Genomic DNA, 15,593 nt, shown 5'->3' on the forward strand with positions numbered 1-15,593 from the left:
GGACTTGTGCGCTAAGTAAAATCGATCAATGATCCTGTTTTTGAAAAAGGATAAAATCTCATGCGCCCAATCTATGAAAATAAACGAATTCCACTACAAGTAGGTCGATTAATAATATTTAGTGAAATTTGTCTTAAGGCAAAAAAATGCCCTCATGAAAATGTCTATTTAAATACTAAATCCCAACTAGCATTTAGCGTTATGTACTTTAAGGATAGTAAAAAATATGTAGCTTACGGCGGAGTTTTTGAATATTCGTATATATTAGATGAAGGTATTAAATATGATTTTGATATTCCTATACCTATACATAGTGATTATCCAATGTGTGCCATTACTGTCAAAGGACAGCCCTTTACTAAACCTGCTCGTACACCATTAGGATTACTGACAGACTGGAATAAATATGTGCAGAATAAAGTCAGTAACTCATTTGAAGATGACTTAAATCCTATGTTTTTACTACATGGTGAGTTAGGTAAAACCTACGTTCCTCATAGATTTTATGAGATTTTGGTATCAAGTGCAGATTTACCTCTTTGGGATAATAAAAACACTTAATATAATTTGCGATATTGCCCACGACCGATAAATTCAATAATGCCTCTATCGCGTAACACTTGTAATTGCTGACGAATTTTATCTTTAATGTGGTTGTTTTCAGGATGTGTAATTTTTAATAAGTCGGCAAACGCATAAACCTGATTGAGAGAGAAATTAGTATCCAGTCTATCGATACATTGCAGTACATCTAGAGTCCAACCACGTGAAGTGATAGATTGCGTGCGTAAAAACAAGGTTTTTTGAAATTGCTCGGTGACATTTTCGCGTGGTATTACTTGCTGGTTTTTGACCAAAAATACTTTTCCTGATTCGGGCACTTTACGCAAATCAATATTACAGCCGACCCAGCCGGCGCGTTTAGCAGTGACTGATAAAGGCTTACGTTTTATGATCATGTCCGGTTTAAAGAACTGTTTGGGAATGATTAAAAAATTATTAACGCTCAATGCTTGGGAGTAGGTTAAAAAGAAAAAGTTTGGATTGTTATCACTGTTGATGCGCTCAATCATAATGTCATAAGCGCCATCATTGATAATGTTGCTTAGTTTCGCTTTCTTACTTTTTAGCTCATATTCTTCGCTACAATGTGCGCAATAAAAATCAGCAACAGGTTTTCCGTTAGTGAATTCAGCCAATGGCGCATTATTACAATTAGGGCAATAGCTTTGATTGGCAACCCAATTCTCACTTAGTACTCTAATGATTTGGCTTGGTGACTTATAGTTTTTGGCAAGACTTTGATTGAAATGTAGATTCATAACAAGTTTTCGTAACCAATGATGAAGTGCGAAAATAACATTAAAAGAGTATGGATATTAAGCCGTAACTCTTAAGCTAACCATCAAGTTAATCGATAAGCTAAGCAAATACCATTGAAAATCGCCCAGTTCAATGCTAAATTCTAGCAAACTTCTCCCTCGCGAGTGAACATGAGCACACCAACACCTGAAATACCACCTGAACGCCCTAATGAGTCGCCATCAAACAACCATGATGGTACTGATGGTCAGCCTGTCGATACGCCACCGTTGGACACAAAACCCGTTATTGACGATGTTCCTACAGAGGAAGTACCGGCGACTGATATCTCGCTCATTAACGGTAACAATAAACCGCGCCACTATAAAGCCGATAACCCCTCGTTCTTTATGCAGCGCGGTTATCAAGTGTTGTTGGTGCTTGGGTTAATCGCTGCATTTTTCTTAGTTATGGTGTATCAGACCTTGTTTGGTCGGATTGAGCAGCCAAAGCAAATGGTCACGATAGAGTCGGGTCAGACCTATTATGGTTTGCTACCGCAGTGGCAACAGCAAATACCGCTGTTTTCTGCCACGATTGCCAAGCTTTATATGAAAACGCAAGTCGAGGGTCCATTGCACGCCGGTATTTACCAATTACCAGAAAACCCCACCTTTGCTGAAACGCTGCATATACTCGGGCAAGGGGTAAAAGCGTCGATGGTAAAGGTACAAATTATCGAAGGTAAAACCTCAAAAGATTTGTATCAAGCATTACGTGATAATAAAGGTATTAAGAAAGAAGTGCTGACCGCGGACAGTACTAATGCCAGTATCGCTCAAGCGTTAGATTTGGTTGGCATATTGCCGGATGCGGTGGTGAATAGTAATGATGCTATCGTCAATCACAATCTTGAAGGCTGGTTTGCGCCTGATACCTATTATTATGGCGAAGGAAGCACGGATAAACAGGTACTAACCGACTTGTATAAACGCCAGCAGCAAGCGTTAACCAAAGCATGGGAGAATCGCGCCCCGAATTTGCCTTATAAGACCCCTTATGAGGCGCTGGTAATGGCGTCAATTATCGAAAAAGAAACCAGCGTGGCAGAAGAGCGTCCTTTGGTATCTGCGGTATTTAATAATCGCTTGAATAAGGGTATGCGTTTGCAAACTGATCCGACCATCATCTATGGTATGGGCAGCCGTTATGAAGGCAATATTCGCCGTAAAGACATCGATGAAAAGACGTCTTATAATACTTATCAAATCGATGGTTTACCACCGACGCCTATAGCCTTGCCGTCAGCAGCCTCTATCGAAGCGACCTTGCATCCTGCCGATAGCGAAGCATTATATTTTGTCGCGACAGGTAATGGCGGACACAAATTTACCAGTAGTTTGAATGACCATAACCAAGCGGTAAAAGAGTATTTAAGCGTTATGCGCGAGAAAAAATCCCAAACACCGCCTTCATAAGCTGCACTTTAAACTTTTCTACCAACATATCATTAAAGAGCATTGCCATTGAGGAACGTTGTCGTTAATGGCAATGCCTGATGATAATGCTCCTCAATGTAAACGCCTCTCAATGCCACAAGGTCATATCATGTCAGCATCCATACAAGCGCCGTTTTCTCAAACCACTATGACGCCCAAGCAAGGGCGTTTTATTAGTTTTGAAGGCACTGAAGGCGTCGGCAAAACCACGGCGATTGAGCAATTATGTGCACGTTTGCAGGCAAGTGGTATTGACTATTTACGCACTCGTGAGCCGGGCGGTAGTCCATTTGCTGAGCGTTTGCGCGCCATGTTATTAGACCCGAATACCTCGATTAATGATGATACGGAGCTGTTATTAATGTTTGCGGCGCGCTGTGATCATATGCAGCACGTGATTTTACCAGCGTTACAACGCGGTACTTGGGTAATATGTGACCGCTTTACTGATTCGACTGTTGCTTATCAAGGCTTTGGACGGGCGAATGGCGACGCTACTGTACGTCGTAAAATCGACATGCTTATCGAGCAGTTTGTAGTGCAATTACCAGAGCTGACCTTATGGTTGGATTTACCGGTATTAGAGGGGATGGCACGCGCCAATAAACGCAGCGCCGCTGACCGTTTCGAGCAGCAAGCGACCGAGTTTTTTACCAAAGTTCATCAAGGGTTTAGTGTCCTTGCCAGCGAGCAGCCTGAGCGTATCCAGCGTATTGATGCTTCAGGCAGTGCCGATGAAGTCGGCGCGCGTATCTGGCAAACAGTTCAGGATAGATTTCACCTAGATTAAGTTTGGTTTTGTGTAGCTCTGTTATTTCCGTCTTAAAGCCACTAAGCAAAAAGCCCCAACTCAGCAGTTGGGGCTTTTATATTTTACGGATTCGTTGCTTAAAAGCAGCCGTTATTCTTTATCGCTATCGCTATCGCTATCGCTATCGTTAGCATTGGCTATATTGTCGCCACTTGAGTCAGGTAGGCGATTAGGATCAAGGGAGCCGTCTTTGGTTTTAGGCGCGCCACCACTGCCATTACCGTTATGATTGCTAGAGGTCTTAGTTTTCGAAGTCGCTGTCGAATTATCCGATATCACCCCTTTATTAATAACGTTATGGACATTAATAGCGCTAGTAGATTTCTCTTTAGACTCTATCGCTTGAGCGTTTACTTTTTCGGAATGAATATCTAACGTTTTAGTCGCAGTAATAGATAGATTGTCTTGCTCAACTGGTATGTCAGTGCCTTTTGTAGACTCTGCCTCTACTATAGGTTTTGTCCCACTGATTTTATTACTATCGTCTGTTCCCTCTATCACTTGACGTTTTTCAGGTGCTTTCGAGCTAGACTCAAAGCTGGCATCTGCCGCTGCGCGTGCTTGTTCTTGTTGCGGCGTCACATCGACCGGTTTTGGTTGCACGTCATCATCGACGACTAAGGAGACAAGTTTGCGATCACGTGGCACCGTACCATCGAATTTGTCAGTAATCACATGCAACTTACCTTCTTTATCGACCGTATAAAGAGGTACAAATTGCTTATTATCGGCTTTATATTGCTCAAAGCTGTAGCTGTCAGTGATATTGGTGATTTTAATACGCGCTTTTTTCGACAGCATACTGGCAAGCTTGGTATAAGTGACGTCTTTGCCAAATAACCACTGCGAATGGAAGTTACCTTGCTTATCATCGCGCTCGCTTCTGACTTTCTCATCACTGAATTTAAGGCGATACAGTTTGCGCTCGCCGAACTCATGACGATAATGAATCTCGGACAAGGTATTCATCTCTTTGTCCATACTCATGGCAAACAGTCGCCCGATACCGATAAGGTCTAAGTGATGATCGGCATGGTCAGAGATGGGATTACCAAAGTAGGTGCGCAGACCGCTCATGCGCGCGCGGGCAATATTGGTGTAGTTATTGTGGGCGACGATGACATCGAAACCTTGGTCTTTTAAAGAAGTCGCGACCAATAAAGCGATAGGATTGGAGCCAACGACTAAGATACCGTTGGTTTCAGGCTCACGGACGCCCAAGAAATTACCAACCATTTTTGCGCCTAAGCCTTGAATCATTACCGTGCCAATAATGACCAAGAATACCAAAGGTACCAGCAGCTCGACCCCTTGAATATCATACTCTTGCAAGCGAATAGCAAATAGTGAGGAGATAGCAGCGGCGACGATACCGCGCGGTCCAATCCAGCTAATCATTAGCTTTTCATTGGTTTTTAGGTTTGAGCCAATAGATGATGCCCACACTGACAAAGGACGGGCGACAAACATCACAATCGCCAATAGCACCAGTCCAGCAAAGCCAACGCTCAGCAGGCTCTCAAGCTCAACACGGGCAGCAAGAATGATAAATAATACCGATACCAATAAAATGGTCAGTGATTCATTAAACTCTAAAATTGTCTCACGCGGGAATTTTGGCCAGTTAGCCAGCGCCACTCCAAGTACGGTAACGGTTAATAAGCCAGACTCGTGTTCTAAGTGGTTGGAGATAGAAAACAGCAGTAGCACGAAAGCAAGGGTGAAAACATTGCGTAAAAATTCAGGAATCATATGACGGCGCATTAAAAACGCTAATGTCCACGCCCCAGCTAATCCCATCGCTACTGCCAATATCACAATTTTGGCAAACAGCAAAATACTGCTGGCTTCACCGCCTGAAATTATATATTCATAGACCAATACCACCGCAATCGCGCCGATAGGATCAATGATGATACCTTCCCATTTTAAAATGTTAGAGATGGTTTTATTGGGGCGCACACTGCGTAGTAACGGCATAATGACCGTTGGACCAGTTACACAGACTAAGGCGCCAAACAGCAAGGCAATCAATGGGTCAACATCGAACAATAAATACGTCGACAGTGCCACAATAGCAATCGTGATAAGCACACCGACCGATACCAGCATCTGTACTACAGAGCCATGTTGTTTAATCTCATCAAACTCTAAGGTCAGTGAGCCTTCAAATAAAATAATCGCCACGCCCAATGAGATAAAAGGAAACATCAGCTCACCCAATACCAAGTCGGGGTCAAAAGCGCCTAATATTGGTCCAACAATAATACCAATCAGTAATAAAAACAAAATGGACGGTTGCTTTAAATACCAAGCCAACCATTGGGCGGCAATGCCAAGCCCAACCACGCCGGATAACAATAGGGCGGTATCCATAAATTGATCCTTTTATAATCTTGTCATATTTTATATCTATTAAGATGCGCGATAGGCGCTGCTGTCATGAACTGTCGCAACATTCGCCTTAATAAGCTGTCGCAAATATCTATCACCGCTATGCGATAAAATTCATCGCTGTAATTAATCAATCACACCAATCACAGCATCAATCAAAATATGAGCGAGATACGATATGGTCAGTTTGAAATAAAATCGATACGTTAGTAGCTACGTGCTACTGGTATGAATTTTTCTAGCGTGCGGTTCGCAAGCGTGACAGAGGTGGCAAAAAACATATCCCAACAGCACAGTAGCGGATTTAAAATGAATCGACTATATTGCAGTACAGACAAGGCTTTCCTAGATTAATAAGCATAATTTAAAAAAGCAAAAGACGAAAAATAAGGTGGTGATAGCCAATCTGATAACATAATGACCGACAAAAATTAACTTTGGTTGGTCATATAAATTATTTGGCTTGTTATCATAACATGGTTTTATTTTATGTATTTCGACGGTCTCATTGCTCCGTTTTACTATCTGATCATAAAGCTTGTTAAAGCAGCTACTAAAGGTATGCTATAAATAAGGCGGGCTTGCGTTATTTTTTAGCATTGCTAGCATAGGCTGACTAGCACGTTAAGCGCGCTGACTTATTCATCATATAAGCGTTATTTTCTAATGGCAGAAATTTAAGCTCCAGTTGAAACAATAGCCTCTTGGCGTCAATAAAGGCAGTCAGATAATGACATTAACTGTCCCTATGATAGAAAAGATAAAGTTTTATACCATAAGTCTAAAATGGACGGTAAACTAACAAATAGTCTTCTTTGCAAGCATGTACTTACTGATAAAAGACTGTGATAAAAGTATGCTGTAAATCTTTAACCTAAAAGACTCAAGACCACTCCTTTAGATTTTAGCAAATCAGCAAGCTGGGCAACAGTTAGTAGAATAAATTGATTAGTAAAATAGATTGATGAAATACGCCAAAATCATGCTTAATAACGGTTATGTTTAAACCGTTTATAATAACTATAAAGATCCATTATATGGAGGATAATATGCCTATCAATATGTCTAAAGCACCGAATAGTCGCAATTTGACACGTTGGTTACAACAGAGCACTTTAGCATTTGCCGTCGCCACTACGATGGCGGCTGGTATCAGTATAGCTACCGTAACGAATGCTGAAGCTGCCGTTACCACAGCAGATTTTTCTGGTCTGGTTCAGCAAGTTACCCCTGCTGTAGCAAGGGTCAATGTGACTAAAACTGTCAGCGAGGCCGAGCTTGCCAAAGCCCAAACCGCTGAGCTGTTGCGTAAATTCTTTGGAGATCGCTTACGCATTCCTGATGAAGCAGCGACGCCGGCGATTGAGCATGCTTATGGCACCGCATTTTTTGTCACCGCTGACGGTTATATGCTCACCAATCACCATGTGGTGGCAGGGGCGGACAAGATCAGTGTGACGCTCAATGACAGGTCGGAGCTTGACGCGACGTTAGTAGGCAGTGATGAGCGCTCGGATGTGGCTGTATTAAAAGTAACCGGTCGTCAGTTCCCAGCGCTTCCAATCGGTGATTCGAATGCTTTAAGAGTAGGGGAGCCAGTATTGGCGATTGGGTCGCCCTTTGGCTTTGATTATTCGGCTTCGGCGGGCATTGTCAGTGCTAAGTCACGCAATTTTTCGCGTGAAACCAGCGTACCCTTTATCCAAACTGACGTTGCGTTAAACCCTGGGAACTCAGGGGGTCCGTTATTTAATCAGCGCGGTGAAGTCATCGGCATTAACTCGCGTATTTTTAGCGGCACGGGCGGCTATATGGGACTGTCATTCTCCATTCCGATTGATGCGGCAATGGATATTTATGAGCAACTAAAAACCAATGGTGAAGTCGCGCGCGCCTATTTAGGCATTTATCCACAAGATATTGACCGTAATTTAGCCGAAGCTTATAACTTAGCGCGTCCGCAAGGGGCATTATTAACGCGCGTGTCACCAAATTCGCCCGCACAAAAAGCGGGGTTAAAGTCGGGTGACATTATTTTAAAATATAATGATATTCAAATTGTGGAAGCTTCCGACTTATTAAACCTGATTAATCGGGCACGACCTAATGATGGCTTTCGCGTACAAATTCAGCGCGATGGCAAGCAATCTATCATAACAGGCAAACTCAGTGATGCTTCTAACGATATCCAATCACAAACTTCTACTCAGCAGAGTAACGGCCTAAGCTTGGGATTGGCGCTACGCAACTTAACGCCAGAGGAACAAAGAGAGCTGGCGTCCGATAATAAGACTGGGGTACTGGTCACGGCAATTGAACCGACAGGATTGGCAGCACGTTCAGGCATACTGGCGGGCGACGTTATCACCAACCTGCATCAAAAGCCTATCAAAACGGTCAATGATTTTTCTAGCGCCGTTTCATTATTACCCAAAAAAGGGGTGGTGACGCTTGAGATGATGCGTCAAGGTATTCCAGGTATTATTGGTTTGCGGATTGAGTAGAGGTTAATAGGTTGATATTAGCTACTATTGATAAGAGCCTATATTAAACAGCGCCTGTCGTCCTATAAAGCTTCATTGATAATTATACTTGTCTATCATAGAGTTCGGCCTCTATAATGGCTGATTTTTTATCAGATGACTGAAAACGCTTAGCTACTGTTATTAACTTATTCCTTGAGTGATTTATTTATTGATTGCTCAATACGCTCTAATATAGGGTAAGTCGTTTGATAGGCTCATACTCTCCCGTAACCGCCAGGTAATTATGACTGACCACACATTTTATACGCTAAGTATCTCTACGGCAGCAGCATTGCTAGCGTATATCGCACTGTGGTCAGTGTTACAGACCTTCAATGTTAATCCTACGAAACGTTTTCTGGGTATTTGGTTAAAGCTTTCGCTGTATTATGCCGCTTATACCATGCCAGTTTGGGCAGCATTATTAATAGTGGGTTGGTGGCAAGGTATGTTAGCGCCGCTATCGTTGCCATTGGTACTGATGGCTTTATTGACCATGGTATCTTACTTTTATACGGTGGTTATACAGCCAAACCGTTTACGCCTCGAGCATCACACAGTCGATTTAGACTTAAAAGCACCGCTGACAGTTGCCGTACTGGCGGATTTGCGTATCGGAATCTATAGCGGCAAGCCACGTCATATTCGTAAGCTGGTTACCACCATCAACGAATTATCTGTAGATGCGGTCTTAATTACTGGCGACTGGCTATACTATCCAAGTGCAGACTTGGTTGGACAACTGATGTTGTTTAAAGCGCTTAATAAGCCTGTTTATACGGTGATGAGTACCTCCGATTTGCGTTATCAATCAATTAATACCACCAAGCAAGGACAACCATTATTAGAAGATACGTTGGCTAGTGCCTTTGATGTGCTTGATATCAGTTATATCGGTCAACAGTGTACTTCGCTGCCGCTAAAATGTGCTAGTGTTAATAATGATCAGCCAGTGATGCACGAATCAGGCAGTCGTAAAAAAAATAAAGCCATTCTTAGGCAGCAAACTATAGAAGATGAGCATATGGTTGCAGTACTTTGCGGCTGGCAAGATGTACCCGAACAACTTATAAATATCGAGAGCTCAAACGCGGCTGACAAAGCCACACTCAGTACTGAAATTGCTAATACTCGCTATCCCGTTATCATTTTGGCTTCACGGTTTGACAGTATTACTGACTTACCAAAATCTCTACAGCCAAGACCGTTATTAATCACTGGCGCTGCAAAAGTGATTCAGAAAAATATGTGGTTAGCACAAAAGCAACAAGGTATTCAACGCAATAGTGATCAGCTGACTTTTCTAGAGAATAGCCGTATAGGCAAGCAGCGTGGTTTATACCAGCATAGCAGTACGCAGATATTTGTCAGTAGTGGTATTGGCACGCGAGGATTGCCTTTTCGCTTGTATCGTCCAACCATCGATGTGTTGACGATTCGTTAAAATACCTGAAAAGCTTTTATCCGCAATCAGTAATTACGCTACACTAACTGTTTAGCTTTCAGGCTAGGTGTTAAGGCTCAATATAGTAGCGCTTAGTATCCCAATCGACAGGCGTTTTTTTGCTTTATAGAAGGATTAGGGGTTAATTGATTGATAGCGATAGACCCAAAATATGCTACACTAACAGGCGTTTTTATGGTCAACTATTCATCAGATTGGCAGTAGGCAAAAATAGCGTTTAAGACGTTATCATAATAATCAGTATCAACATCAAGCAAGGTATTGCCCTTAACGTTATTTCTAATAAATATGAATCAATGTATGTTTATATCTATGACGGTTATCTTTATAAAGGCACTTGCAAACGACTTATCATGTGATAGCTTTAATAAAAGCTAGGATAATACAGTAAGGCACGGTTATGAGCACAGCATACGACGAGATTAAAACCCGACTTCAAGGCTCAATGGTAGCCTTGGTAACGCCCATGCATCCTGACGGCACGGTCGATTATAAACGTCTGGCAGACCTCATAGATTGGCAGATTGAGCAGGGCACGCACTGCCTTGTCGCTGTCGGTACCACTGGTGAATCAGCGACTTTGTCGATGCAAGAGCATAGCGATGTGATCCGCTATTTTGTGCAGCATGTCAAAGGTCGCGTACCGGTGATTGCGGGTACTGGTGCCAATAACACCACTGAAGCCATTAAGCTGACACAAGATGCGGCGGATGCGGGTGCAGACTGTGCGCTATTGGTGGCTCCTTATTATAATAAGCCACCACAAGAAGGCTTGTTTCAGCATTATAAAGCCATCGCTGAAGCGGTAAAAATACCGCAGATGCTTTATAACGTGCCGGGACGTACGGTTGTTGATATCGCCCAAGAAACGGTTGAGCGTTTAGCGGATATTGATAACATTGTCGCCATTAAAGACGCCACCGGTTCTACGATTCGCGGTGAGCAACTCATCAAAGCCGTCGGCGACAGAATGGTTGTCCTATCTGGTGATGATGGTACCGCCCTTGAATTAATGAGATTGGGTGGTAAAGGCAATATTTCGGTCACTGCCAACGTTGCCCCAAAAGCCATGAGCGAGACCTTTACTGCTGGTTTACGCGGTGATTTTGACGCGGCTCATAAAGTCCATGATGTCGTAAAGCACTTACACCGTGATTTATTTATCGAGTCAAGTCCTATCCCTGCCAAATATGCGTTGCATAAAATGGGTATGATAGACAAAGGCATTCGTCTGCCATTAGTATGGTTGGCTGAAAAGCACCATGCGACGATTGATGAAGCCTTGATTCGGGCAAAATTACTATAAAAACATTGCTTACAAGTATAGGCATTATAGCTGCTAAGCCATCTGTTAATAACAAAGGTTTAGCAACAAGCTATGAGATATTATAAAGCTATACAAGCACTGCTTTATTAATAGGTACCAAATAAGCAATAACTGCTAACTCAGAGAGATAATATGATGAAAGTATCATCGAGCCCTGCAAAAATATTCCCGACGCTGCTAACGGTAGTTTTGGGTAGTACGTTGGTATTGAGCGGCTGCCAAGCGACAAAAGGTGTTTTTGGTAAGCGTGATAACGGTAGTCTTGAGTATCAGCAAAGCAAAAAACTGGCACCGCTACAGCTACCTGCTGAGCAAGAAACAGCGCCGTTTGTTCCGCTATATCCAACACCTAATGCAGGTACGAATACCCTAAAGTTAGAAAACGAGTCGGGTAAGCAATACCAATTGCCAAAACCTCAGCGTGCGGTTGCGGTCACCCAAGCAGCAGAATAAACCCTTTTTTATCCCTATCTGTACCGCTGGTTTTTTATTATGGTTAAGTCTATTTTTTAACACCCTAATATAAATTTTTTCGCGGTCGCTGCGCGTTTTTACCACATAAGCTTGAACGAACAGGAACTCCCCTAATGCAAAAGCAAGAACTGCTGTATAAAGGCAAAGCCAAATCTGTTTATGAAACAGAAGACAATGATCTGCTGATTTTACACTTCCGTGACGACACCTCAGCGCTTGATGGCAAGCGTATTGAGCAGCTCGCCCGTAAAGGCGTTGTAAATAATCGCTTTAATGCCTTTATCATGCAAAAACTGGCTGACGCTGGTATCGAAACCCATTTCGAAAAGCAATTGTCAGATGATGAAGTGTTGGTTAAGCGCTTAGAGATGATTCCGGTTGAATGTGTGGTACGTAATTTTGCTGCTGGCAGTTTGGTGCGCCGTCTAGGCTTAGAAGAGGGGCAAGCATTAATGCCGCCTACCTATGAGCTGTTCTACAAAGACGATGCTTTGGGTGATCCAATGGTTAATGAGTCAATCTCTATCTCTCTCGATTGGGCAACTGAAGCACAATTGGCGAAAATGAAAGAGCTGAGCCATCAAGTGAATGAAGTGTTAAAAACACTGTTTGATGTGGGTGATTTAATACTGGTGGATTTCAAACTTGAGTTTGGCGTATTCCATGACCGTATCGTCTTAGGTGATGAGTTCTCGCCTGATGGTTGCCGTATTTGGGACAAAGCTACCAAGAAAAAACTGGATAAAGACCGTTTCCGTCAATCATTGGGTGACGTGATTGAAGGCTATGAAGAAGTGGCAAAACGTATTGGTGTGCCATTAAGCTAGACATATCGAATATTTAATACAATAAAAAACTGAGCCCATGGCTCAGTTTTTTATTGTCGATAGACATATTACTTATCTTTACGCGCTTCTTTAATTTTTTTAGCCGCAAATTCCATCGCATCTGCTGCTTTATCAGCTAATGAGCCGACCACTTCTTTTGCTTTAGTCGTCGCGGTATCTGCTAAAGAGGCGTCGTTATCGCCTTTAGAGCTATCATTTTTACTGTCTTTATTTTCTTTATCAGAAGTATCGCTATTTTTACTATTGTCTTTATCCGATGATTTATCGTCTTTATGACTATCCTTATCTGACGTTTTATCATCTTTGCTGTCTTTGCTTCCTGACTGATTGTTTAAGCTCTTGTCTTTATTGTCAGAGTCTTTGTTAGCGTTCTGATCTTTGACATCGTTCTTCTTATCTTCTGCTTTGTCACTGTCATTATGCTGTTTATTGTTTTGGGCGTTAGAGTTACTCATTGTTTTATCCTTTTAATTATACTTTTTTAGTGTGATAGGTCTGCTATTAAGATTACTCTGTGATTGAGTTAAGTGTCTGTATAGCATCAGTTGCAATAAGTAATGATGTTCGCCTTTAGACCTCCTTTAATAGCTTTTTATGTTAAGTTGATGCTGCTGTGATGGTGGAATGTAAATATAAACCCTGATAAAAAAGGTCACGACTGATGTTACTGTCTAAAATTACTTCAATAGTTTTGGAGCCGTCTTGGTTTACCCGTCCAACTTGCGTGGTCGGTGCTGATCTGATTGGCAAGGTCTTATGTCGACAGCTAACTGATAATGATGGTCAGCAAAAAATATTACGTATGCGTATTTCAGAAACCGAAGCCTACATTGGAGAAGAAGATAGAGCCTGTCATACACATGCGGGCACCCGTACCGCTCGTACCGAGATTATGTACAGCCAAGGCGGCGTATTTTATGTTTATCTGACATACGGTATTCATCATATGCTCAATTTAGTGAGTGGACCGTTAGAGTCGCCCGAAGCGGTATTAATACGGGCAGGGTTTTTAACAGAGGATAGTGAGCGCTTAATTGACAAACAGTTGCTAAGCAACGATAAACAACTGCATAACCCTAAGCAGCTGGCAGGTCCTGGTAAGCTGACCAAATACTTGCAAATAGATCGAACGTTATATGCCAAGCCCATTACTCAGGCTTCAGAAGTTTGGATTGAAGACGATGGCTGTCAGCCGCCAGTATCACTACGGCCGCGTATTGGCATTGATTATGCGGACGAAGCCAAAGATTGGTTGTTACGCTATATCTGGACCGACCACCCTTCGTTATCCAAAAAATAGCAAATCTATACTTTATAGCAATTTTTTTAGATAGGCTTGAAGGGAGCAATTGATGTATAAACTGACCGTTTTTATTCCAGATGCAGCGTTAGAGCAGGTAAAATCTGCTTTATTTGCGGCGGGAGCTGGAAAGATTGGCAACTATGAACAATGCTGTTGGCAAGTGCAGGGGATAGGGCAGTTTATGCCGCTGGTAGGGAGTAATCCAAATATTGGGGTGCATGATAAACTTGAAACTGTTGATGAATGGCGGGTAGAGATGGTAGTTGCTACTACTTATATTAAAGAGGTTGTCGAGGCGTTAAAGCAGGCGCATCCTTTTGAAACGCCTGCCTACGATGTTATCGAAGTACTAGACTTTTAAGACCAACTATCAGTCTTCTTTGATTTTAATCACATTATAACTTGGATAGCCAAGCTCGATTTTATAATCTTTACCCCCGCGCGTAGCTTTTACTTTTATTTTGCTGTCGCCTTTTTTATATTTGACGTCTTTGACCCGGTAACCCATATTACTGACTTTATTAGCGGCTCGTTGCTCGATAGCAGGCTGATAAAGCTGTTTATCAATGGGTTTAACGGTTTTCTTATGTTTCTTGTAGACCTTAGTATCTTTATAAATGTCTTCGTAAAGGTCGCCGTATGCATTATATCCAGGTGCGGTGACACAGCCAGTCGTTATGGTCAGTAACGTTGCAATGACGCTGGTCGCAGCGGTGGTCTTTAAGAAAGTATGTTTTTTCATAATATCCTCTTATGATGTTAAAAGCATCGGCAACTATGCCATACAAAATCGTGCTATAAAAAATGGTCAAATAAACCAAGGGCTGGCTTATTTGACCAAAGGCACCAAGTAGTCAACGATGCCAAAAAGCTTAGCTGTACATACTAAAAGGGAATTTAAGCAAATATTAAGTACGAGCAAGTTTCATTAATTCTAAGATAACTAAATGGATTATGCTGTGAGTAGAAATTACAACCATAGCTACTATCTACACGCATAGTCGATGAACTGCAGCTCTCTTTTTTTATGAGTTATTAAAGGCTGTCGATTTACTTATAGCGATAATGGTTATTATTGTAGCGACCATTATTGTTGTAACGGCCATTATCTTTTTTATGTTTAGCTTTTTTATTCTTGTGATGATCGTTTTTATTCTTATGCTTACCTTTTTTAGTATCATGGTGAGCATTATTGGTTTTATAGCCGCCATTATTATAACGACCATTATTGTTATACTTGCCATTACCCTGATGCTGACCGTTTGGGTAATAAACTCTTTGACCATCATGACTTGGCGTGACGGTACACCCAACGGTGATGCCGAACAAAGCAATCATAATACCAGCAGAAAAGGCGGTTTTTAAAGTTGAGAAGCTTAATATCTTCATAATAAATATTCCTACTATCTTATTAGTAATTTGGCGATTACTGGTGTTTGATTACTGATCTTAATGTTGCATGACCACAATAACGTTGCATAAGAAAAGCTAGCGCATAAAAATGTTAAATCGACCTAAAACTGGACTGTTTAAAGATTAATTATCCCAAACTAGCTTATCTGACTAAAGGCGTCAACTTACCAGTGACGCAAAAATCCCATTCAGATGCTATGTAAATGACTATGGGCAAAGATTTTTTGTTAAG

At 41.9% G+C, this 15,593-nt stretch carries 15 protein-coding genes; 10 read left to right on the top strand and 5 right to left on the bottom strand.

Features of this window, described 5'->3' with window-relative positions:
- The first annotated feature begins 60 nt into the window (after nucleotides 1-60).
- Nucleotides 61-561, top strand: coding sequence for a hypothetical protein (locus FQ084_RS09620; RefSeq protein WP_149490416.1), 501 nt, complete (start codon nucleotides 61-63; stop codon nucleotides 559-561).
- On the opposite strand, the gene FQ084_RS09625 is transcribed toward FQ084_RS09620, so the two are convergent.
- Nucleotides 558-1,322, bottom strand: a complete 765-nt coding sequence (locus FQ084_RS09625) for a DpnI domain-containing protein (RefSeq protein WP_149490417.1) — start codon at nucleotides 1,320-1,322, stop codon at nucleotides 558-560. The genes FQ084_RS09620 and FQ084_RS09625 overlap by 4 nt on opposite strands.
- 171 nt (nucleotides 1,323-1,493) lie before the next feature.
- Between FQ084_RS09625 and mltG the strand changes: the two genes are divergently transcribed.
- Both mltG and tmk read left to right on the top strand, forming a co-directional pair.
- Nucleotides 1,494-2,780 (top strand): endolytic transglycosylase MltG, encoded by a 1,287-nt coding sequence (mltG, locus tag FQ084_RS09630; RefSeq protein WP_149490418.1) that lies wholly within the window; start codon nucleotides 1,494-1,496, stop codon nucleotides 2,778-2,780.
- Nucleotides 2,781-2,910: 130 nt separating this feature from the next.
- Nucleotides 2,911-3,591: a dTMP kinase gene (gene tmk, locus FQ084_RS09635; protein WP_149490419.1), complete on the top strand. Its 681-nt coding sequence runs from the start codon at nucleotides 2,911-2,913 to the stop codon at nucleotides 3,589-3,591.
- A gap of 111 nt (nucleotides 3,592-3,702) precedes the next feature.
- Here the strand turns inward: tmk and FQ084_RS09640 are convergent, their stop codons facing one another.
- Nucleotides 3,703-5,988, bottom strand: a complete 2,286-nt coding sequence (locus FQ084_RS09640; protein WP_149490420.1) for a cation:proton antiporter — start codon at nucleotides 5,986-5,988, stop codon at nucleotides 3,703-3,705.
- Between the two features lie 1,067 nt (nucleotides 5,989-7,055).
- Here FQ084_RS09640 and FQ084_RS09645 point away from each other — a divergent pair.
- The 5 genes from FQ084_RS09645 (at nucleotide 7,056) to purC (ending at nucleotide 12,624) form a co-directional block, all read left to right on the top strand.
- The gene (locus FQ084_RS09645) at nucleotides 7,056-8,510 is read left to right on the top strand and encodes a Do family serine endopeptidase (RefSeq protein ID WP_149490421.1); all 1,455 of its coding nucleotides are present in this window, start codon (nucleotides 7,056-7,058) and stop codon (nucleotides 8,508-8,510) included.
- Nucleotides 8,511-8,775: 265 nt separating this feature from the next.
- Complete coding sequence (locus FQ084_RS09650) at nucleotides 8,776-9,975, top strand: hypothetical protein (protein WP_149490422.1); 1,200 nt, start codon at nucleotides 8,776-8,778, stop codon at nucleotides 9,973-9,975.
- 421 nt (nucleotides 9,976-10,396) lie between these two features.
- On the top strand, nucleotides 10,397-11,302 hold the full coding sequence (gene dapA, locus FQ084_RS09655; RefSeq protein ID WP_149490423.1) for a 4-hydroxy-tetrahydrodipicolinate synthase: 906 nt from the start codon (nucleotides 10,397-10,399) through the stop codon (nucleotides 11,300-11,302).
- Between the two features lie 153 nt (nucleotides 11,303-11,455).
- Nucleotides 11,456-11,776 carry a hypothetical protein gene (locus tag FQ084_RS09660; RefSeq protein WP_262880724.1) on the top strand — a complete coding sequence of 107 codons (321 nt, stop codon included), beginning with the start codon at nucleotides 11,456-11,458 and terminating at the stop codon, nucleotides 11,774-11,776.
- 134 nt (nucleotides 11,777-11,910) lie between these two features.
- Entirely contained in the window at nucleotides 11,911-12,624 is a 714-nt protein-coding gene (purC, locus tag FQ084_RS09665) for a phosphoribosylaminoimidazolesuccinocarboxamide synthase (RefSeq protein ID WP_149490425.1), read from the top strand.
- 68 nt (nucleotides 12,625-12,692) lie between these two features.
- Here purC and FQ084_RS09670 read toward each other — a convergent pair whose 3' ends face one another.
- Nucleotides 12,693-13,100 carry a hypothetical protein gene (locus FQ084_RS09670; RefSeq protein WP_149490426.1) on the bottom strand — a complete coding sequence of 136 codons (408 nt, stop codon included), beginning with the start codon at nucleotides 13,098-13,100 and terminating at the stop codon, nucleotides 12,693-12,695.
- 206 nt (nucleotides 13,101-13,306) lie between these two features.
- Here FQ084_RS09670 and FQ084_RS09675 point away from each other — a divergent pair, with 206 nt between their 5' ends.
- Both FQ084_RS09675 and FQ084_RS09680 read left to right on the top strand, forming a co-directional pair.
- The gene (locus FQ084_RS09675; protein ID WP_149490427.1) at nucleotides 13,307-13,945 is read left to right on the top strand and encodes a DNA-3-methyladenine glycosylase; all 639 of its coding nucleotides are present in this window, start codon (nucleotides 13,307-13,309) and stop codon (nucleotides 13,943-13,945) included.
- Nucleotides 13,946-13,997: 52 nt separating this feature from the next.
- A complete protein-coding gene (locus FQ084_RS09680; protein ID WP_149490428.1) occupies nucleotides 13,998-14,309 on the top strand; it encodes an NGG1p interacting factor NIF3 in 312 nt (103 codons plus the stop codon).
- A 9-nt stretch (nucleotides 14,310-14,318) separates the two neighbouring features.
- Here FQ084_RS09680 and FQ084_RS09685 read toward each other — a convergent pair whose 3' ends face one another.
- Nucleotides 14,319-14,690, bottom strand: a complete 372-nt coding sequence (locus FQ084_RS09685; protein ID WP_149490429.1) for a hypothetical protein — start codon at nucleotides 14,688-14,690, stop codon at nucleotides 14,319-14,321.
- A 308-nt stretch (nucleotides 14,691-14,998) separates the two neighbouring features.
- Nucleotides 14,999-15,337, bottom strand: coding sequence for a hypothetical protein (locus FQ084_RS09690; RefSeq protein ID WP_149490430.1), 339 nt, complete (start codon nucleotides 15,335-15,337; stop codon nucleotides 14,999-15,001).
- Between the last annotated feature and the right edge of the window lie 256 nt (nucleotides 15,338-15,593).

Origin of the sequence: Psychrobacter sp. ANT_WB68 (genome assembly GCF_008369115.1) — a bacterium.
In the GTDB taxonomy this organism is placed as follows: Bacteria; Pseudomonadota; Gammaproteobacteria; order Pseudomonadales; family Moraxellaceae; genus Psychrobacter.